The sequence below is a fragment of the Chromobacterium amazonense genome (assembly GCF_001855565.1).
Taxonomy (GTDB): Bacteria; Pseudomonadota; Gammaproteobacteria; order Burkholderiales; family Chromobacteriaceae; genus Chromobacterium; species Chromobacterium amazonense.
Window position 1 is genome coordinate 36,290 of the sequence record NZ_MKCR01000003.1, and the last position, 20,395, is coordinate 56,684.

Here is a 20,395-nt window from a genome sequence, read left to right on the forward strand (position 1 = left end):
CCATGACTGACACCATCGAAGCGCTGCCGCCCGAGATCCAGCTGGACGATTATCTGGCGGAACACAACGCCACCATCGTCACCACCGAGGGCAGCCACGCGGTGTCGGTGCATGGCGAACTGGAGCTGGATGGCCACCGCATCCCTTATCACCTGGTGCCGGACGAAGGCTTCCTCGGCAAGAGCGGCAAATGGCGCAAGCTGTCGGCGGAAGACCGGCTGGCTTTGGTCAAGGAACGCTGGAACGATGCCGCGCGGCTGAAGATGGAGGCGCAACTATTGGCTTGCGCGCGCGAGGTGTTCGCGGTGGACGGCATCGAGCCGCTGCGCGCGCTGAGCGCCTTCATGGCCAAGTACGAACGCGCCAAGGTGCGCTGCGCCATCGCGCTGGACCGGGTGGCCGCCGCGCGCAGCCGGCAAAGCGCCGACAAGGCCGCCGCCAAGACCCGCGACGCGGTCAACCTGTCGCGCTATCCCGAGTCGTTCGCCACGGCCTATGCGATGCAGCGCCATTTCATCGCGGTACTGGGGCCCACCAATTCCGGCAAGACCCACGCGGCGATGGAGCATCTGCAAAAGGCCAAGAGCGGCGTCTACCTGGCGCCGCTGCGCCTGCTGGCGCTGGAGAACTATACCCGGCTGCAAGAGGCCGGCATCGCCGTCAGCCTGATCACGGGCGAGCAGCGCAAGCTGCATCCGGACGCCACCCACGTCGCCAGCACGGTGGAGATGCTGAATCCGGAGCGCCAGGTTGAGGTGGCGGTGATAGACGAAATTCAACTGCTGGACGATCCGGACCGCGGCGCGGCCTGGACCGCGGCCGTGTGCGGCGTGCCAGCGCAGACCGTTTACCTGGTGGGCGCGCCGGAGTCGCGCGAGGCGATCGAATCGTTGGTGGCGCGCGTCGGCGGCACGTTGGAAGTGCGCACGCTGGAGCGCAAGACCGCGCTGCAGATGGACAAGGCGCCGTTGCTGTCCTTGAAGAATCTGAAGCCGGGCGATGTGCTGATCGCGTTCTCTCGGCGCGAGGTGCTGAACTGGCGCGACAAGGTGATAGAGCAGGGGCTGACGGTGTCTGCCATCTACGGCAATCTGTCGCCGGAAGTGCGCCAGGCGCAGGCCGAACGCTTCGTGTCCGGCGAAACCCAGGTGGTGGTCGCCACCGACGCCATCGGCATGGGGCTTAACACGCCGGCGCGGCGCATCATCTTCACCACCGCCAGCAAGTGGGACGGCTACGCCGAGGGCGTCATCGCCGCCCCGCTGGCCAAGCAGATCGCCGGCCGCGCCGGCCGTTTCGGCAAGCATGAAACCGGCTATGTGGCCGGCTTCGACGGCCTCACCCATAAGACGATAGCCGCGCTGCTGCGGCAAAAGGCCGAGCCGCTGCCGAACAACGGCTTCTTCGTCGCGCCTAGCCTGAAGTACCTGGAAGCCATCTCGCAGGCGACGGGGGAGGTCAGGCTCAAGGCTCTGCTGAGCCTGTTTGCCAAGCACATCAATGTGCACGATGAGTTCTTCCTGCCGGCCAATCTGTCCGACCAGATGGAAAAAGCCGAGTGGCTGGACGCCTTGCCCCTGAGCCTGGCTGACCGCTATACCTTCAGTCTGTGCCCGATCTCGACCAAGATTCCGATGCTGGAGAGCGCCCTGCATGACTGGGCCGAACACCGCGCCCGCGGCAAGGCCGCGCCGCTGCTGCGGATGATGGGCACCGGCGGCCGCAACGAGCTGCAATACCTGGAAGACAGCTGCAAGCTGTATGCCGCTTACGCTTGGCTGGGCTATCGCATGCCCGACACCTTCCCGGATGGCGAGATGGCCCAGTTGCTGATGCAAAGCACCTCGGAACGCATTGACGCCTTGCTGCAAGTGCAGAACGCGCAAAAGCGCAAGAGCGGCAAGGGCAATGGCTTTGAGCGGCGCAAGCCGGGCACCCGCCGCCGCAGTTGATGCTGAGCAATAAAGCCAAAGCCCCGCGTGCTGCGCGGGGATTTTTATTTCACATCGCCGGAGGCCTTAGACCTTGGTGGAGATATGGGGGGTGGAGACGCTAGGCTCCAGCAAAGACTGGGTCGCCTGATATTGCGCCAAATCTTGCCTGCCGCTGCCAATCAGCTGTTGGGCCCGGCTGACGCTCTGCGTGGCCAAGGTAGCTGGCGCGGTGGCGATTTGCGCCGGAGTGGGCGGCGCAGCTGCCTGTTGCGTCTGGGCCGGTTGGTTGGCGGCGCGGGTGGTTTGCTTGGCGGCGGCGGTTGCGCCATTGTTATTGGCCGCGTTGCTCTCGGCCGGCGCAGCCGTCGGGGCGGCATTGCCATTGACCGCGGGCGCGATGGCGGCGGCGGTGGCCGGCTGGGGGTTAGTCGCCAGAACCGCTGCAGTGTTATTCACCTGGGTGGGATTGACCTGAGGCGTAGCAGGAGACCTGGCCTGCGCGGCGCTGGCATTCTCCGCCTGTGCCGTTTGCGCCGCCTGGTTTTGTTGAGCGCGTTGCGTTTGCTGAGCGCTCTGCAGCGCCTGCTGGCTGCGGCTATTGGTCAGCTGTTGTTGCAGTTGCTGTTCCACGCGTGCGGTGTCCGGGTTCTGCCGGACCGCGGTCTGCGTTTGCGGCTGGCTGGTGGCTTGCTGGACAGCGGGCTGGGCGGTGTCCAGCGACGACTGCACCTGCCGCGTGTTCGACACGGCATAGTGTGGTTGCGTCGTCGTGTTGCCAATGCTGGCGATGTTTGCCATGGCTACAGTCACAGTGTTCCTATATCGCTGATATTAGTACATTTTTCGACCGACAGCTTGATTTTTTTGCGGTCTATTCGGTTAGCACTAGCTGCAGCATGTGCCTGGCCAGGTCATCGACGCTGAGTTCGCCATCGCGGCGGTACCATTGCACCGTCCAGTGCAGGCTGCCTAACAGCGTGCGGCGCAGCAGGCGGGTATCTTGCTTGACCAGTCCGGCGGCGGCGGCCTCGTCCAGCACTTGTTGCCATAGCGCTTCATAGCGGTCGCGCAACACTATCAGTCCGGGCTTGGCGGTTTCCGATACGCTGCGCCATTCGTACAACATCACTTCCAGCGCGGCCTGGTTGTCGCCCAGCAGGGAGTTCAGGTGCACGCGAAACAGGGCGGCCAGCTTGTCGCGCAGCGAGTTGGCTTCTGCCAGCGCCGCGGCCAGTTGCTCGGTGGTGCTGGTAATGCCCAGCGCCATCACCGCCACCAGAATCTCTTCCTTGGTGCGGAAATGATAGAACAGGCTGCCGGATTGCATGCCGACGGCGCTGCCCAGGTCGCGCACGGTGGTGCGCTCGTAGCCCTGGTCGCGAAACAGCACGGCGGCGGCGCGCACCAGCGCCATGCGGCGGTTGTTTTCTTCGGGCGGTCTTGGGGTTTCCACTACGCTCATATCATTCCTGGGGGGCGGTCAAAGCCGGCAGCAGAGTCTGCGACGCCTGCCAGACCATGTCGGGTTGCATTTTTTCCAGACAGTCGGTGTGCCCGTACGGACAGCTGCGCTCGAAGCAGGGGCTGCAGTCCAGATTCAGCGATACGATGGCGGCGCGGTCGGACAGCGGCGGCGTGAAGTCGGGGCTGGACGAGCCATACAGCGCGACCAGGGGCTTGTCGAGCGCCGCGGCGACGTGCATCAGGCCGGAGTCGTTGCAGACGGCAAGCGCGGCCAGCCCGATCAGGTCTATCGCTTCTTCCAGTCCAGTCGCGCCGCACAGGTTGATGGCGCTGCCCGCGGACAGGCGGGCGATTTCGTCGCCGATCTCCTTGTCCTTGCCTGAGCCGAACAGCCATACCGCGTAGCCGGCGGCATCGAAGCGGCGCGCCAGCTCGGCGAAGTGGTGGGCGGGCCAGCGTTTGGCCGGTCCGTATTCCGCGCCGGGGCAGAAGGCGACGGCCGGGCGCGTCAGATCGAGACCCAGGCGCGCCGCCACTTGGCGCTGGGTGGCCGGATCAGTGCTCAGCTGCGGATTGGGAATGGGGCGGGGCAGCGCCGAGCGCTTGTCTTCCGCCAGCGCGCAGAAGCGCTCCACCATCATCGGCAGTTCCTGTTCGTCAAGCTCGCGCGCATCGTTAAGCAGGCCGTAGCGCGATTCGCCGAGGAAGCCGGTGCGCAGCGGAATGCCGGCAAACAAGGGGATGAGCGCGGATTTCAGCGAGTTGGGCAGCACGATGACCTGGTCGAAGCCTTCCTTCGCCAGCTGTCGCGCCACTTTCCAGCGCTCGGCCAGCCGCAGCGCCCCGTGGCCGAACGGATTCAGATGCGACTTCGCCACTTCCGGCATCCGCGCCAAGAGCGGCAGGGTCCAGGACGGCGCGAACACATGCAGTTCCAGCTGCGGGTGGCGCTGGTGCAGGCGGCGGTACAGCGGTTGTGCCATCACGCTGTCGCCGACCCAGGACGGGCCGATGACGAGGATTTTCTTTTTCATGCGGGGTGCTTCCGGTTCCAAACGCAAGCCGGCTGGATCAGCGCGGCTTGCGTTTGGCGGCGGCAAGCAAAAAAGGGGTGGCCCGCGCCACACCCTTTGCCGTCGATGCGGGCGATGGCCTCAGTGGTGATGGCCTGCCGGGCCGATCAGCTTGTACTGGGTGCCGCAGTAGGGACAGCGCGCCTCGCCGGTCTTGGCCACCGGCAGGTAGACGCGGGGATGGGAGTTCCAGGCCTTCATGTCCGGCATCGGGCAGTGCAGCGGCAGGTCGTGCTGGGTGACTTCGATGTAGCGTGCGGTGTTTTCTTTCAGTTCTGCCATGGTCGTTCCTTGTTGCAGCGAGCGGGCTTCCGACAAAAGCGCCGCCAGCAGGACGGCCGGAGGGCCGCTTGCTGCTGGCGCGCGAGATGCGGATTCTACCGCTTATTTTACGTAAGTGAGCCAGTGCCGGTGTTCGGCATCCTGGCCCTTGACGATGCTGAAGTAGCGCTTCTGGATTTCGGCGGTGATCGGGCCGCGGCCGCCGTCGCCTATCGGGCGGCGGTCGAGTTCGCGGATCGGAGTCACCTCGGCGGCGGTGCCGGTGAAGAAGGCTTCGTCCGCGCTGTAGACTTCGTCGCGGGTAATGCGCTTTTCCACCAATTGCAGGCCCATTTCACTGGCAATTTGCACCACTGTGTCGCGGGTGATGCCTTCCAGCGCGCTGGTCAGGTCCGGAGTATATAGCTTGCCCTTGCGAACGATGAAGATGTTTTCGCCGGAGCCTTCTGCCACGAAGCCATCCACATCCAGCAGCAGGGCTTCGTCGTAGCCGTCCGCCGTGGCCTCGTTGTTGGCCAAGATGGAGTTCATGTAATTGCCGTTGGCCTTGGCCTTGCACATGGTGATGTTGACGTGGTGGCGGGTGAAGGAACTGGTCTTTACGCGTATGCCTTTCTCCAGGCCCTCGTCGCCCAGGTAGGCGCCCCACGGCCAGGCGGCCACGATTACTCGCACGTCATTCTTCATCGGCGCCACGCCCAGCTTGCCTGAACCGTAGAACGCCATCGGGCGGAAGTAGCAGGACTTCAGGCCGTTGGCTTTCACCACGTCCAGATGGGCCTGGTTGATCTGCTCCGGGGTGAACGGCAGGTTCATGCCCAGAATCTTGGCGGAGCGGAACAGGCGGGCGGTGTGGTCCTGCAGGCGGAAGATCGCCGGTCCGTCGGCGGTTTCGTAGGCGCGCACGCCCTCGAACACGCCCATGCCGTAGTGCAGCGTGTGGGTGAGGACGTGGGTGGTGGCGTCGCGCCAGTCCACCAGCTTGCCGTCATACCAGATATATCCGTCGCGATCAGCCATCGACATCTCGGTTCTCTCCTGTGTTGTGCTTTGTCCGGGCGCGGTGCCCTGTCTTGCCGGCGGCGGTCCGCCATTTGAATGGACCAGTGTATACCGCGGCGCGCGGCTTTGTGAACTGGCTGTCAGGAAAAATCGAGCGCTTGCTCGAAAACCTGTTGCCAGAGCTGTCTGCCGCTGTAGTAAGCAGCTTGCAGCTCGGGGACGACGTCCACATTTTGCTTGTCGTTGAGGCGGGCCGCGTGCTGCAGGCGGCGGAACAGACGGTAGGCGTCGCGGGCATGTTCCGCCAAGCCGGCGTCTATCAGTCCGGCCTCGGCAGCCACTGCCAGCAGGGCAATGTTGCCGGTGTTGCCGGTGAGGGCAGGCAGGCGGCGGGCGTGGGCCAGGATCAGGTACTGCACGATGAATTCGACGTCTATGATGCCGCCGCGCGCGTTCTTGACATCGTCTTCGCGCGCCGGGTGGCTTTCCAGCATGCGCTGTCGCATGGCCAGAACTTCATCGCGCAGCTTGGCCGGGTCGCGTTGCAGGGTCAGGATGGCGTGGCGTTCGGCTTCGAACTGCGCGCCGATGTCCGTGTCGCCGGCGACGAAGCGGGCGCGGGTCAGCGCCTGGTGCTCCCATGCCCAGGCCTGGTTTTCCTGGTACTGGCCGAAGGCGGCAATGGAACTGACCAGCAAGCCGCTGGCGCCGTTGGGGCGCAGTCGCAGGTCGATGTCATACAGCACGCCGGCCGCGGTGGCGCTGGTCAGCCAGGTGGAGAGCTTGCGCGCCAGGCGGGAGTACAGGTCAGGCGCGTCGGGATGGGGGTCGTCGTACAGGAAGATGATGTCGAGGTCCGATGCGTAGCCCAGCTCCTTGCCGCCCAGCTTGCCGTAGCCGATCACCGCGAAGCGCGGCGTGTCGGTGTGGCGCGAGGGGATGTCTCTCCAGGCGTGGCGCACAGCGGCGTCCAGCACCAGGTCGGCCAGCCGCGACAGCTCGTCGGACAGCGCTTCCAAGGTCCACATGCCGGCCAGGTCCTGCGCCACCAGGCGGAAGGTCTGGGCGTGCTGAAAGTGCCTCAGCGCGTCCATTTTGGCTTCGACATCTCCTTCGGCCTGATCCAGCTGCGCTTCCAGCTGGGCGGCCAACTGCGGCCAGTCCGGGGCGGCGTACAGCACGCGCACGTCGAGCAGCTCGTCCAGCAGGATGGGATGGCGGCTGAGGTAGGCCGATATCCAGGCGCTGGCGGAGTACAGCGAAGCCAGCCGCTGCAGCGTCTGCGGGTATTCGGTGAGCAGCGCCAGGTAAGAAGCGCGGCGGCTGATGGCTTCCATCAGGCCGATGATGCGCGAGAGCGTGTCGTCGGCATTGGGGAAGCGCGAGGCCACCTCGATCAGCGCCGGCATCAGCGCGTCCAGCTTCTTGCGGCCGGACAGCGGCATCTGCAGATAGCGCTGGCTCTGCGCCAGGCCCTTGAGCTGGCGGGCGACCGCTTGGGGATCGGCATAGCCGAGGTCGGCCAGCTTCTGTTCCGGCGCCTGTTCCGACACGTCCAGCCATAGTTCGGACAGCGGGTGGTCCGGGCTGTCCTCGCTGGGCAGGATGAACACCTGCTCAAAATGGCGGCTGACCTTGGCGCGGACCGCTGTCAGCGCGTCTTCGAAAGCCGGCCAATCGGCAAAGCCCATGCTGGCGGCGATCTTCTGGCGAGTATCGGGCGCGGCGGGCAGGGTCTGGGTCTGCTGGTCGTCCAGATACTGCAGGCGATGCTCCAGATTGCGCAAGAAGGCGTAGGCAGCCTGCAGCTCCTCCACCGCGTCCGGCTCCAGCAGCCGCAGCGCGGCCAGCCGGTCCAGCGTGGCGCGGGTGCCGCGCAGCTGGAGGGTGCGGTCGCGGCCGCCGCGGATCAGCTGGAACACCTGGGCGATGAATTCGGCTTCGCGGATGCCGCCGGGACCGAGCTTGATATTGTCCGCCATATCGCGCCGCGCCACTTCGCGGCGAATCTGCGCATGCAGTTCGCGCATTGCGCCGTAGGCGTTGTAGTCCAGATATTTTCGGTAGACGAAGGGCCGCACCAACTGGTTCAACGCCTCTGCGTCGCCCGTCAGCGCCTTGGCCTTGATCCAGGCGTAGCGCTCCCACTCGCGGCCCTGGCTCAGCAGGTAATTTTCCAGCGCGGCGAAGCTCATCACCAGCGGGCCGGAGTCGCCGTAGGGGCGCAGGCGCATGTCGACGCGGAAAACCTGGCCATCCGGCGTGATGTCGTTGAGCAGCGCGATCAGCCGCTTGCCCAGCTGGGTGAAGTACTCATGGTTGCTGATGCGGCGGGCGCCGTTGGTTTCGCCGCCTTCAGGGTAAATGAAGATCAGGTCGATGTCCGAGCTGACGTTCAGTTCGCCGCCGCCCAGCTTGCCCATGCCGATGACGATGAGCTGCTGCGGCTCGCCGCTGTCTTCGCCTATCGGCTGGCCATATTGCGTCAGCGCGGCCGCGGCGCAGGCCAGCGCCTGACGCACCGCGAATTCCGCCAGCTGGCTGATGGTGCTCATGACTTCATCCAGCGAGGCCAGGCCGTTCAGGTCGCGGCAGATGAGGCGCGCCATGACCGCCTGCCGCAGCTGGCGCAACGCCGACGCCTGCTGCTCCGGCGCGGTCTGCGCCGGCCAGTCGACGAAAGTCTGCATTTCGTCCAGGGTGAAGGGCTGCCGCCATTTCTGTTCCAGACGCTGGGCTTGCTCGGGGCGGGCGCTCAGCAGACGGTGTAAATACTGGGAAAACTCGCAACTGCGGGCAATGGCATCACTCGTGTTTGCTGGCATAATAGCTCCGACGGCTTGGCGCACGGCCGGGTGACGGCGGCGCCAGGGGCGGGCTGCAGCCGGTTTCGCGCCGTATCTCTCACTCATGCCATTGTAACGGTTTGCACTCGTTGAAAAAGCCCTTGTCGCCGTTGTCCCACATTCATGTGCTGCGCCTGTTGAAGCGCGGTCTTTTGCTGTTCGCGGCGGCGCTGGCGGTCGCCGGTAGCGTGCTGTGCGCAGCTTTTGCCATCTTCACCTTCTGGCTGCTGCCGCGTCTGGACCAATACCGTCCGCAGCTGGAGAGCAACCTGTCCGCTTCGCTCGGGCACAAGGTCGGCATCGCCAGGCTGTCCGGCCAATGGGACGGCGTGGCGCCGCGGTTCGAATTGAATGGCGTGTCCATCGCCAATCCGGTTTCCGGCCAGGCCTTGACTTTGAGCGCCGTGACGGTGCAGCCATCGTGGACCTCCTTGCTGGCGTGGGAGCCGCGGCTGTCGGTGCTGGCCGACGGGCCGTCCGTGGAGTTGCGCCGCGACCCCAATGGCGTGATTTATCTGAACGGCTTCGACCTGAGCAGCGGCCCGTCGCACGACAACGCTCTCGGCAACTGGCTATTGCGCCAGCCTTCGCTGGAAATCCGCAATGCCCGCCTGAGCTGGGTGGATGAGCGCCTGGGCCTGCCGCGGCTGGATTTGCAGCAAGGCCGGCTGTTGCTGGAGCGGACGCTGCTGGGACACAAGCTGCAATTATCCGGTTTGCCGGCCGCCACCCTGGGCAAGGGCTTCGAGCTGAGTGCCGGCTGGCGCGGCGACGACATCGACCGTTGGCAGGATTGGTCCGGGACGCTGCGCGTGGCCCTGAACGGCGCGCGCGCCAGCGTCTGGTCGCGTTATATGCGCGATCTGGGCGTGCTGCGCAGCGGCGAGGGCGACGGCACCTTGGAAATGGCGTTTTCCGATGGCGCCATCAGCAGCCTGCAGGCCGATGTCAGCGTGCGAGACGCGGCCTACACGCCTCCCAGCGCGCGCGAGCTGGTGTTGCCGCAATTGCAGGGCAAGCTGCAGCTGGAGCGGCAGTCGGGCGGCAGCTACCGCATCGCGGCCAGTGATTTAACCTTGGCCAGCGCCACAGGGTTGGCCTTCGACAAGTCCTCCATCAAGGGCGAGTGGCGTCCCGGCGCGCAAGGCGGCGGAGAGTTGACGCTGGATAATGTCGATGTCGGCAATCTGAATCCCTTCATCCATGCCCTCGGGCTGGATCGCAACCCCTTGTTCGCCCGCTTCGCGCCGCGCGGCGCGCTGCATGACCTGACCGTGGGCTGGCAAGGCCCGGTGGAAGCGCCGCACAGCTTCAAGCTGAAGTCCCGTTTCGAAAAGCTGGCTTGGCAGCCGTTCGCCGACGTGCCTGGCGTGTCCGGCGTCAGCGGCAAGGTGGCGTTCGACGAGCATGGCGGCCGCCTGCAATTGGAGACCGGCCAGTCCGAAGTGGTGTATCCGGAGCTGTTTGGGCACAGCCTGCCGTTTGACAAGCTGGTGGCGGACGTCGAGTGGACGCAGAAGGGCTCAGGACTCGATATCGCTTTGCGCAAAGTGGTCTTCGCCAATGCCGACCTGAACGGCCAAGTCAGCGGCAGCTACCATTATCCCGGCAATGGCGCCGGCCTGATCGACCTGAGCGGGACAATAGACGCGGTCAAAGCGACGCGCATACCCTCCTATTTGCCGCATCAGGTGGGCGAGCGCACCACAAGCTGGCTGAGCAAGGCGCTGCTGGACGGGGTGGCGAAAAACCTGACTTTTAAACTGAAGGGCGATCTGGGAAAATTTCCGTTTGCCGGCGGCAATGGCGGCGAGTTTTTGGCGGAGGCCGATATCGAAAAAGCCAAGCTGCTTTATGAAAGCGGCTGGCCGACGATAGACGATATCGACGCCAAGCTGCGCTTCCACAACGAATCGATGCGGGTGGGGGGCAAGCGCGCGTCCACGGTGGGCGTTCCGCTGCAAGATGTGACGGCGGCCATCGATCAACTCGGCGCCGAGGTGCCGTGGCTGCAGATCCATGGCCGGGTGGAAGACCGGCTCGACCGCATGCTGGCTTTCACCACCAAGAGTCCGGTCGATGGCTGGCTGGGAGGCTTTACCGGCCAGATCAAGGCGGAAGGGCCGGCCGGCCTGACGCTGCAACTGGCCGTGCCCTTGGATGGCGATGAGTCGACCCGAGTGCGCGGCGACCTCGAGTTCAAGCACAACGCCTTGCAGTTCAGGAGATTGCCGCTGCCGGCGCTGGAGGGGGCCCAGGGCGTGCTGACCTTCACCGAGCGCGGCGTGGACAGCAAGGGGCTGACCCTGCATGCGTTTGGCGGACCGTTGAAGCTGACGGCGCATACCGGAGCCGACAAACGCATGCGCTTCGCGCTGAGCGGCGAGGCGGACGGCAAGGCGCTGATGCAGCAATATCTGCCGTTGGCGGCGCCGCTGGTGTCCGGCCGTATGCAGGTTGATGGCCGCTTCGTCGTGCACGATGGGCTGGAGAGCCTGCAGCTGGACAGCACCTTGCAAGGCGTGGCGCTGGATGCGCCCGCGCCGTTGGGCAAGACGGCGAGTAGCGCCATGCCGCTGCAACTGCAGTTGCAGCCGGCGCCGGCTCGTTTTGGCGGCGGTATGCGGCTGGAGTTCGACTTGGGCGGCGCGCTCGCCGGCAAACTGCGGCTGAGCGATGATGGTGATTTGCAGGCGGGCGCCTTGGGCTTGGGCCGCAGGCCGGGCGAATGGCCGCCTTCCGGGCTGGCGGTGCGGGCGCAGCTGCCCAAGGTGGCGCTGGACGAGTGGTGGGGCGGTTTGTCGCGGCTGGACGCGCATGGCGGCGACAAGCCGCTCGGCCTGCCCTTGTTGCTGCAGCTCAATACCCCGGAATTGAGCTTCGCCGGCTTCGTGTTGCATCAGGCCGAGGCTCAGGTTTCGAACAATGGACAGAATGGCCTGTGGAACGTGGGTTTGCGCTCCCGCGAGGCGGACGGCGCCGCTAGCTATCAGTTGGGGGATGGCGCCGGCCTGCTGCAGGCCAATTTGGAGCGCCTGGCCTTGAGCTGGCCTTTGCGCGCCGAGGGGACGCCAAGCGCCGCAAGCGCCCAGCAGCAGTTGCCGGCGATGAAGGTGCATATCGGCGAACTATCCTTGCAGAACCGCAAGATTGGTCAATTGGACATGACGGCGCGGCGCAATGGCAGCGTCTGGCTGATGGACCCCTTGCGGCTGAGCGCGCCGGAGGGCACGCTGTCCGGCAGCGCGCGGGTGGATGAGCAGGGCGCAGGCCGGGTGGAGACCCGTTTTCAGTTGGACGTATCGAATGCCGGCAAGCTGTTGGAGCGCTTTGGCCAAGTCGATGTGTTCCGCAATGGCCAGGGCAGTTTGTCTGGGCAGCTGAGCTGGCCGGGCGGTTTGAGCGATCTGGACGCCGCGCATCTGTCCGGTCAAATGGAACTGGATTTCAAAAACGGCCGTTTCGCCAAGGTGGACCCCGGCGTGGCGCGTTTGCTCGGGGTGTTGAGCCTGCAATCGCTGCCGCGGCGGATTCGGCTGGACTTCACCGATGTCTTCAGCGACGGTTTCGCCTTCGACGCGCTGCAAGGCAAGGCCAGCGTGCGCGAAGGCGTGTTCCGTTCCGACAAGGTGGAGATGAGAAGCCCGGCGGCCGAGGTCGGCATCGCGGGCAGCGTGGACTTGGGCCGCGAGACGCAGGCTTTGCAGGTAAAAGTGGTGCCGCACGTCGCCGAGAGCGTGGCGCTGGCCGCGGGGGCCGCCTTGCTTAACCCGGTGGTGGGCATCGCCGCCCTGGCGGCGCAAAAGGTTTTGCAGGATCCGGTGGGCAAGATACTCACGCTGGAATATTCTGTGACAGGATCGCTGAAGGATCCGCAGGTGAAGCGGGTGAATGTCGGCGACCCAGTCAAGCTCAGAGGAAAGAAACCATGATGCAGAAATTCATCGCCGCAGCGGTGCAAATGGTGTCCGGCCTAAATCTAGAGGCCAATCTGGCCAAGGCTGACCAGCTGTTAGCCGAGGCGGCCGCGCGCGGCGCGCAACTGGCGGTGCTGCCGGAATATTTTTGCCTGATGGGCGCCAAGGATACCGACAAAGTCGCGCTGCGCGAGCCATTCGGCGATGGTCCGATCCAGCGGGCGCTGTCCGACATGGCGCGCCGCCATGGCCTGTGGCTGCTGGGCGGCACGGTGCCGCTGCGCTGCGAGGAGGCGGACAAAGTCTACAACAGCAGCCTGCTGTTCAGCCCGCAGGGAGATGTGGCGGCGCGTTACGACAAAATCCACCTGTTCGGCTTCACCGGCCAGGGCGAGAGCTATTGCGAATCGAATACCATCTGCCCCGGCCAGAGCCCGGTCAAGGCCGAGACGCCGCTGGCCGACATCGCGCTCGGCATCTGTTACGACCTGCGTTTCCCGGAACTATTCCGCCTGCTGGCGCCGTTCGATCTGCTGATCCTGCCGGCGGCCTTCACCGCCACGACCGGGCAAGCCCATTGGGAGGCTTTGCTCAGGGCGCGTGCGATAGAGAATCAATGCTACCTGATGGCTTCGGCCCAGGGCGGCTCGCATGAAAACGGCCGGCATACCCATGGCCACACCATGATCATCGACCCCTGGGGGCGCATTCTCGCCGAGTTGCCGCGCGGCGAGGGCGTGGTCACCGCAGAGCTCGATCCCGAATTGATCCACTCGGTGCGCAGCGGCTTGCCTGCGTTGGCGCACCGGGTCATACGCTGAAAGAACACCATGCAAGACGCCTTCACCATCGCAAACGATCTGCTGCTCAAGCCCTACGGCCTGGATGAGGCCGCGCTGGAGCGCACGCTGTCGCATATGCGCCATCACGCCATCGACTATGCCGACCTCTACTTTCAGTACACCCGCAACGAGGGCTGGCATCTGGAAGAGGGCATCGTCAAGTCCGGCAGCTTCAGCATCGACCAGGGCGTCGGCGTGCGCACCGTCGCCGGCGACAAGACGGCCTTCGCCTATTCCGACGCGATCCATCAGGACGCGCTGAGCCGCGCCGCGGAAGCGGTGCGCGCCATCGGCAGTGTCGGCGGCGATGGCAGCGCCGGCGCGGTAGAGAAGCGCAAGCCGCAGTCGCTGTATCCGTCCATCGACCCGTGCCACAGCCTGGAGGCCGCGGCCAAGGTGGCGTTGCTGGAAAAAGTGGAGAAGCTGGCCAAGGCCATCGATCCGCGAGTGATCCAGGTGATGGCCGGCCTCGCCATGGAGTACGACGTAGTGTACGTCGCGCGCCATGACGGCGTGCGCGCCGCCGACGTGCGTCCGCTGGTCAGGCTGTCGGTCATGGTGATCGCCGAGCAGAACGGCCGGCGCGAGCAGGGCTCATCCGGCGGCGGCGGTCGTTTCGATCTGGCCTATTTCGACGACGCTGTGGTGGAGCGCTATGTGCGCGAGGCGGTGAAGCAGGCGCTGGTTAACCTGGATGCCCGGCCGGCGCCGGCAGGGCAGATGACGGTGGTGCTGGGGCCGGGCTGGCCCGGCGTGCTGCTGCACGAGGCGATCGGCCACGGTCTGGAAGGCGATTTCAATCGCAAGGGCACTTCGGCCTTCTCCGGCATGGTGGGCCAGCGGGTAGCTGCAGCAGGCGTGACCGTGGTGGACGACGGCGTGATGGGCGGGCGACGCGGCGCGCTGGCCATCGACGACGAAGGCAATGCCACGCAGCGCACGGTGTTGATCGAGGACGGCATCCTCAAGGGCTATATGCAGGACGCGATGAACTCGCGCTTGATGCAGACGGCGCCCACCGGCAACGGCCGCCGCGAATCGTATGCCAGCATCCCGATGCCGCGCATGACCAATACCTATATGCTGGCTGGTCAGCGCGATCCGCAGGAAATCATCGCCTCGGTCAAGGATGGCTTGTACGCGGTGAATTTCGGAGGCGGCCAGGTCGACATCACCAGCGGCAAGTTCGTGTTCTCCGCGTCCGAGGCCTGGCGCATCGAGAACGGCAAGCTCAGCTACCCGGTCAAGGGCGCCACCTTGATTGGCAGCGGTCCGGAAGTGCTGAATTACGTCTCCATGATAGGCAACGACCTGGCGCTGGATCAGGGTGTCGGCGTGTGCGGCAAGGAGGGCCAAAGCGTGCCGGTCGGCGTGGGCCAGCCGACGCTGCGCATAGACGGCGGGCTGACCGTCGGCGGCACAGGCGGCTGATCGGCTGTCACGGCCGGGCAGCCGCCCGGCCGTTGAACTTCAAAGCCGGATGCCTTGCGCTTCAAGCGCGAGCGCCAGCCGCTCCAGCCCTATGCCGAAGCCGGCGCCTTCGCGGTAGGCGCCGCCGCCCACCACCTGTTTTTGCGCGCCCAGCTCGGGCACCCGCATTTCGAATCCCTCGCCGTTCAGGTAGTAGCTGAGTCCGCGCCGAGCGGCGCTGTCGAGCTGATAGCGCAGCCCCAGGCTGTCCAGAAAGCCCTGGCAGAGCTGCCTGCTCACGCGGCTGGCCTTAGCCGGATCGGCACTCAGATACTCGCAGCCCAGTTGCGTGAATTCCCGATAACGGCCGGCTTGCGGCCGCTCATAACGGTAACAGCGGGCGACGTAGAAGAATTTGGCTTCGCGCCGGCCGTCCAGAAATTCCTTGCTTCTTTCCTGAAACAGCGCGGTGGCCTCCGGTATCAGGCAGCAAGGCCTGTCTTTGCGATCCGGGAAGGCCCACATTTGTTCGAGTATTTCGCTGCCGCCGGTTTTGGCGATGAAGGTGTCCTGCCCCCACAAGGCAGGCAGGATGGCTTCTTCCGCGCCTGCGTCAATGAAGCCAGCTCCGGAAACGGTTTTCCAGTTGGCGAAGGGTGGCGGCTTGGCTGCCGCAGACGATGCGGGTGCCTCTGATCATGGTCATGATGTTTACCTTTGCATGCGCGATGGTCGCGGAAAATAAAAAAAGACGCCTTGCGGCGCCTTTCTGGTGGTGGCTGACGGATGGAATGGGTCAGCTAATGCGTCTCCTCCCAATCGACATGCGCCCACCCGGCGCGCTTGAGCTGGCCGTGATGGTGGTGGCGATGGTGGAGAGAAGTTTTCATGCCTTGATCATGTTGTCGCTGGCTCGGCATGTCAAGCCCCTGATAAGGCTGGCCTTAAAGCCAGGCGCTTTGGACGGCTGGGCCGCAGGCTGATCCAGGTCAATTATTTCATGCCTTCATCATGGCACCTTGTGTTTCGAAGCCGGGGCCGTGCGGCCGCGATTTCGCTTCTGACAAACATAAGATGGGAATTCCGAGATGAATAAGATCAATAAGATTCAGGCCGGCGCGGCATTGGCGCTGGCATTGGGCTGTGTCGCATCCGCAGGCGCCGTGACCATTACGCCGCCGGGCGCTGGCGGCGCGGCCATTCCGTTTTCCGCAGTGGGGCCGGCCACGGTCAGCAAGGGCGGGGTGGATGTCGATTGCAACGCCGTGTTCAGCGGCACGGTGGATGGCGCCGGCAATATCCTGATCACCAGCGCCGCGTTCAAGGGCATTCCGGTATGCCGGATGATCAAGGCTAGCGCCACTGTCGCCGCGCCGTGGGTGGGGCGAGTGACGGCGCAGAATCAGCTGGCTATCGGCGGCGTGATGGTCGACGTCAAGACGCCTATCCTGGGCGGTCAATGCGGGCCAAGCCAGGTAGCGGGAACGATAGGCGATAACGGCAGCGAAACCACCATAGGCCTGTCATCCGCGCCTTTGGCAGGCGGCTGCGCGATTTCCGCTACCTTGAGCACCACGCCGTACATGCATGTGACGCCTTAGCGGTCTGTCCGGAGCGGGGGCGGCGCAGAGGGAGTGCTTCTGCCCGCCGCCGGCGCCGGGCGGCGCGCAAGGCGTAGGCGCGGCGATAGGCGGCCGGTGAGTCAGCCAAGCAGGCGGCGAAAAGCCCTGGCATCCTCATTGCCGCATTGTTAGATTTGTCTGGCCATCGCTGCCTGGCGATGGTGGGCGCAGGGATAAGAATTTTAATGGCGGCGCGGCTGGGGGGGGCGCCGCTTTTATATTGCGGGGGATGGACCGGCATGATTTCAATGCATCTGATTTGAAAAAATACAGATGAATGATGGTCTGATCTTAAATATGAATCGAATGATCCGTGCAAATACTGATATGGACTTTTTCATTGGTATTTTCCGCTGCTTTCGCGCTATGACCAATATATCTGGCGCGTGACTGCTGCAAAGTTCTTGTCCTTTCCCTTGCTTTGCGCCTGCTCACGGCAACGGTGCAATCATGACTACGCTCTCTCCTAACACAAGTCTTTCAGCCAATATTTTCAGAACGCGGGGCCGCATACGGCTGGCGGACAGGCAGCGATTGTTCGGCCATGCGGCTTTGACTCTTTGGCTGACAGGCCTCAGCGGCGCGGGCAAATCCACCATCGCCTACGCGCTGGAGGACCGCCTGGTGCATGCCGGCATGTCGTCGACCGTGCTGGACGGAGACAATCTGCGCCATGGCTTGAATCGAGATTTGGGGTTTTCCGCCGTTGACCGGCGGGAGAACATCCGCCGCATGGCGGAGGTGGCGCGGTTGATGAACGAGGCCGGCATGATCGTGGTGTGCGCCTGCATTTCTCCTTTCCGCAGCGATAGGGAAATGGCGCGCGAAATCATCGGCGAGCCATATTTTGCCGAGATTTATGTCAGCACTGCGCTGAACGTTTGCGAGGCGCGAGACTGCAAGGGCCTTTACGCCAAGGCCAGGGCGGGGCAGGTCGCCCATTTCACCGGCATCTCCGCTCCGTACGAGCCGCCATCGCGTCCGGCCCTGGCGTTGGATGCCGGCTCGCTTAGGCTGGAAGAGTCGGTGAGCAGCCTGTTTGGTTTGGTGCTGAGCTGTTGCGGACCTGCGAGCAGGGAAGAAGGGGCTGAACATGATTACTTCATCTGAGACGCGCCGGCCGCTGCCGGTATTGATGATTCCATTGCGGCGTTGCGGCAGTCACGCGTTGCGGCTGCGGCTGAATTTCAGCCGCGAGTTCTATTCGCCGTACCCCCTGCATGTTGTGGATCTGATGCCATTGCTGCCGCTGTACGGCGACCTGGCTGAGGATCGCAATTACTTCCAGCTGGTGGTGGATGTGGTGGGCTTGCAGGCGGCCAGCATGGTGAAATGGCCGGATATCGCTTTCGATCCGGTGGAGATTTTCGAATCTCTGGCCGATCAGCCGCGCAGCGTCCACCGCATCGCATGGGAGTTGTTGTTGCGCGCCGGCGAGAAGCAGCAGGCGAGGGTGGTGATGGATAAGTCGCTGGATTGCGTCCGCTACGCTGATGAACTGTTGCGCCTGTTTCCGAATATGCGTTTCTTGAACGTGGTGCGCGATCCGCGCGCCCAGATCGCGTCGATCAATCGGGCGATCATTCACGATTTCGATACAGAACTCAATGTGCGCACCTGGTTGTCGGCGTACAAGGCGGCGGATCGCCTATTGGCTGAGCATCCGGACAAGGTGTTGACGATACGCTACGAAGACTTTCTGCTGGATCAGCAAACGGTGCTGCGCCAAGTATGCGATTTCTTCGGCATCGCCTTTTTGCCGCAGATGCTGGACGTCGGCAGTTCGACCGAGGCGGCAAGGATTGCGCAGCTATCATCGTTGTGGTCATCCAACCATTTCCCGCCGATTGCCGCCCATGCCGACAAGTACAAGCAGCAATTATCGATGCGCGAGATCGAAATCATCGAAACCGCGTGCCGCGACTATATGGAACGCTACGGCTATACCTTGCTGACCGCCGCGCAGCTGCCTTTGAATGATGAGTTGATCAAAGCGGCGGAAATCCGCTCCTTGAAATCCCGCGCGCAAGCCTGGGGAGATTTGCGCCGCGATAATTATCGTGATTACATGCTGCGGCAGTGCCGGGCCGATTATTTGGCTGGAATCCGGCGGCGCCTGCAGCGCGATCGCCAGCTGGAGCAGTCTTTCCTGGCGATGTGATCGGATTTGGCCGGATCACGTGCTGGATCTGAGCTTGCTGTAGGCCGGCCAGCTGCTTGCTTGTTACGCTTTTGAAGCTGGTTTGCCCCATGGCGATGTCTTGCCAAGTTCCAGCGCGGGCGGTTTTGTGCAATAGAGCCTCCTATGATAAACAGTAAATCAGTCTGAAGGCTCAATTGGCAAATGGCGGGATCACGGATGGACGCGATCAACAAGGGGCGGCACGCGCAGCATCTGGTTGCTGAGCCAGCCTGTGGGGCATGTCGGAATGGCAATTCGCTTGACTTCGCGTTCAGCTACGCCTTCCAGCCCATCATCGACATCCGCGCCAGGCGGCTGTTCGCCCGCGAGGCGCTGATCCGCGGCCCTCAGGGCCAGGGTGCCAGGTTTGTGCTGGACCAGGTCATTTCCGCCAACCGATACCAGTTCGATCAGGCCTGCCGGATGAAGGCTATCGAGCTGGCCGCAAGGCAGGGGATTGCCAGCAAGGTTTCCATCAACTTCCTGCCCAACGCCATCTACCGGTTAGAGGTGTGCATCAGCACTACCCTGAAGGCAGCCAAGCAGTACGGCTTTCCCATCGACAGAATCGTTTTTGAGACAGTGGAAGGGGAGAGGGTGGATGACGGCAAATGGTTGGCCGAGGTGTTCCGTGAATACCAGCGAATCGGCTTCATGACCGCCATTGATGACTTCGGCGCGGGTTATGCCGGCTTGAACCTGTTGGCGGATTTCCAGCTGGGCATCATCAAGTTGGACATGAAACTGGTGCGCCACATCGCCACGCGCAAGGCTAGTCAAGCCATCGTGCGCGGCGTTGCCGGAATCTGCCGGGAGCTGGGTTGTCACTGTTCCAGCCCGAACCGGGATGGAATGAAAAAAGCCGCCAAACCCTTTAGTTTGGCGGCTTTGCGGTCTGTTTAGATTTTGGCCGAAACCAAATCTTCGCGCGTCAGCAGGAAAACAAAGCCGTCGCCGCTCTGCGTTTCCATCCACATGAAGGGCAGGGTGGGGAAGCATTCTTCCAGCATGTCGCGGTTGTGGCCGATTTCCACCATCAGCACGCCGCGCTCGTTCAGGAAATCCGGCGCGCGGCGCAGGATTTCGCGGGTGGCGTCCAGGCCGTCTTCGCCAGAGCCTAGGGCGATTTCCGGTTCGTGCAGGTACTCTTCAGGCAGCGCGTCCACCGATTCGGCGTCGACGTATGGCGGGTTGGAGATGATCAGGTCGTATTTGTCTTCCAGCCCTTCGAACATGTCGGTGTGGATCAGATTGATCCGGTCTTCCAGACCGTAGTGCTCAACGTTGATCGCCGCCACTTCCAGCGCGTCCAGCGAAATGTCGACGGCGTCGATCTCGGCGTCCGGGTAGTGATGAGCCAGCTGGATGGCCAGGCAGCCGGAGCCGGTGCACAGGTCCAGCGCGCGGTGCACCAGTTCCGGGTGTTCGATCCACGGCGCCAGCGGTTCGCCCAGCAGCTCGTAGATGAAGGAGCGCGGCACCAGCACGCGTTCGTCGACGTAGAAATTGAACTCGCCCTGCCAGGCTTCGTTGGTCAGGTAGGCAACCGGCACTTTGTCTTCGGCGCGGCGGCGGATCAGTTCCAGCGTGCGTTCCACTTCTTCCGGCAGCAGCTTGGCGTCCAGATACGGCTCCAGGGTGTCGATCGGCAGCTGCAGCGCGGACAGGATCAGATAGACCGCTTCGTCGTGCGCGTTATGGGTGCCGTGGCCGTAGGTCAGCTCGGCTTCGTTGAAACGCGACACGGCGAAGCGCAGCAAGTCGCGCACGGTGGAGAAGTGGCTTGCGGCCAGTTGGTACATGAAAGTCCTTTCAATACAA

At 63.8% G+C, this 20,395-nt stretch carries 17 protein-coding genes; 9 read left to right on the plus strand and 8 right to left on the minus strand.

Annotation, left to right across the window (positions count from 1 at the left end; translation table 11 throughout):
• Nucleotides 1-2 precede the first annotated feature (2 nt).
• Complete coding sequence (locus BI343_RS02105; RefSeq protein WP_071108611.1) at nucleotides 3-1,952, plus strand: helicase-related protein; 1,950 nt, start codon at nucleotides 3-5, stop codon at nucleotides 1,950-1,952.
• A gap of 66 nt (nucleotides 1,953-2,018) precedes the next feature.
• Here the strand turns inward: BI343_RS02105 and BI343_RS02110 are convergent, their stop codons facing one another.
• From BI343_RS02110 to glnE, 6 genes are all read right to left on the minus strand, one after another.
• Nucleotides 2,019-2,732 (minus strand): hypothetical protein, encoded by a 714-nt coding sequence (locus tag BI343_RS02110; protein ID WP_071108467.1) that lies wholly within the window; start codon nucleotides 2,730-2,732, stop codon nucleotides 2,019-2,021.
• Between the two features lie 73 nt (nucleotides 2,733-2,805).
• Nucleotides 2,806-3,396 (minus strand): TetR/AcrR family transcriptional regulator, encoded by a 591-nt coding sequence (locus tag BI343_RS02115; protein ID WP_071108468.1) that lies wholly within the window; start codon nucleotides 3,394-3,396, stop codon nucleotides 2,806-2,808.
• 1 nt (nucleotide 3,397) lies between these two features.
• Entirely contained in the window at nucleotides 3,398-4,432 is a 1,035-nt protein-coding gene (waaF, locus tag BI343_RS02120; RefSeq protein ID WP_071108469.1) for a lipopolysaccharide heptosyltransferase II, read from the minus strand.
• A gap of 120 nt (nucleotides 4,433-4,552) precedes the next feature.
• A complete protein-coding gene (locus BI343_RS02125) occupies nucleotides 4,553-4,753 on the minus strand; it encodes a zinc-finger domain-containing protein (RefSeq protein ID WP_071108470.1) in 201 nt (66 codons plus the stop codon).
• Nucleotides 4,754-4,855: 102 nt separating this feature from the next.
• The gene (locus BI343_RS02130; protein WP_043624708.1) at nucleotides 4,856-5,779 is read right to left on the minus strand and encodes a branched-chain amino acid transaminase; all 924 of its coding nucleotides are present in this window, start codon (nucleotides 5,777-5,779) and stop codon (nucleotides 4,856-4,858) included.
• 116 nt (nucleotides 5,780-5,895) lie between these two features.
• Nucleotides 5,896-8,580, minus strand: a complete 2,685-nt coding sequence (gene glnE, locus BI343_RS02135; RefSeq protein WP_071108471.1) for a bifunctional [glutamate--ammonia ligase]-adenylyl-L-tyrosine phosphorylase/[glutamate--ammonia-ligase] adenylyltransferase — start codon at nucleotides 8,578-8,580, stop codon at nucleotides 5,896-5,898.
• A 122-nt stretch (nucleotides 8,581-8,702) separates the two neighbouring features.
• On the opposite strand from glnE, the gene BI343_RS02140 reads away from it, so the two are divergent.
• The 3 genes from BI343_RS02140 to tldD are packed head-to-tail and all read left to right on the plus strand — an operon-like array spanning nucleotide 8,703 to nucleotide 14,791.
• A complete protein-coding gene (locus BI343_RS02140) occupies nucleotides 8,703-12,533 on the plus strand; it encodes a YhdP family protein (protein ID WP_071108472.1) in 3,831 nt (1,276 codons plus the stop codon).
• The gene (locus BI343_RS02145; protein WP_071108473.1) at nucleotides 12,530-13,339 is read left to right on the plus strand and encodes a carbon-nitrogen hydrolase family protein; all 810 of its coding nucleotides are present in this window, start codon (nucleotides 12,530-12,532) and stop codon (nucleotides 13,337-13,339) included. Before BI343_RS02140 ends, BI343_RS02145 begins: the two co-directional genes overlap by 4 nt.
• A 9-nt stretch (nucleotides 13,340-13,348) precedes the next feature.
• Nucleotides 13,349-14,791: a metalloprotease TldD gene (gene tldD, locus BI343_RS02150; protein WP_071108474.1), complete on the plus strand. Its 1,443-nt coding sequence runs from the start codon at nucleotides 13,349-13,351 to the stop codon at nucleotides 14,789-14,791.
• A 39-nt stretch (nucleotides 14,792-14,830) separates the two neighbouring features.
• On the opposite strand, the gene BI343_RS02155 is transcribed toward tldD, so the two are convergent.
• On the minus strand, nucleotides 14,831-15,388 hold the full coding sequence (locus BI343_RS02155) for an ATP phosphoribosyltransferase regulatory subunit (RefSeq protein ID WP_083340755.1): 558 nt from the start codon (nucleotides 15,386-15,388) through the stop codon (nucleotides 14,831-14,833).
• Between the two features lie 80 nt (nucleotides 15,389-15,468).
• On the opposite strand from BI343_RS02155, the gene BI343_RS02160 reads away from it, so the two are divergent.
• The 5 genes from BI343_RS02160 to BI343_RS02180 all read left to right on the plus strand — a co-directional run bounded on the left by BI343_RS02160 (nucleotide 15,469) and on the right by BI343_RS02180 (nucleotide 19,477).
• Entirely contained in the window at nucleotides 15,469-15,753 is a 285-nt protein-coding gene (locus BI343_RS02160; protein WP_139165612.1) for a hypothetical protein, read from the plus strand.
• 105 nt (nucleotides 15,754-15,858) lie between these two features.
• Nucleotides 15,859-16,371 (plus strand): hypothetical protein, encoded by a 513-nt coding sequence (locus tag BI343_RS02165; protein WP_052246747.1) that lies wholly within the window; start codon nucleotides 15,859-15,861, stop codon nucleotides 16,369-16,371.
• A gap of 471 nt (nucleotides 16,372-16,842) precedes the next feature.
• On the plus strand, nucleotides 16,843-17,502 hold the full coding sequence (cysC, locus tag BI343_RS02170; RefSeq protein ID WP_071108477.1) for an adenylyl-sulfate kinase: 660 nt from the start codon (nucleotides 16,843-16,845) through the stop codon (nucleotides 17,500-17,502).
• Nucleotides 17,486-18,553, plus strand: coding sequence for a sulfotransferase family protein (locus BI343_RS02175; protein ID WP_071108478.1), 1,068 nt, complete (start codon nucleotides 17,486-17,488; stop codon nucleotides 18,551-18,553). Before cysC ends, BI343_RS02175 begins: the two co-directional genes overlap by 17 nt.
• Before the next feature lie 198 nt (nucleotides 18,554-18,751).
• Entirely contained in the window at nucleotides 18,752-19,477 is a 726-nt protein-coding gene (locus tag BI343_RS02180) for an EAL domain-containing protein (RefSeq protein ID WP_083340756.1), read from the plus strand.
• Here BI343_RS02180 and prmB read toward each other — a convergent pair.
• Nucleotides 19,474-20,376, minus strand: coding sequence for a 50S ribosomal protein L3 N(5)-glutamine methyltransferase (gene prmB, locus BI343_RS02185; RefSeq protein WP_071108479.1), 903 nt, complete (start codon nucleotides 20,374-20,376; stop codon nucleotides 19,474-19,476). The genes BI343_RS02180 and prmB overlap by 4 nt on opposite strands.
• Nucleotides 20,377-20,395 lie beyond the last annotated feature (19 nt).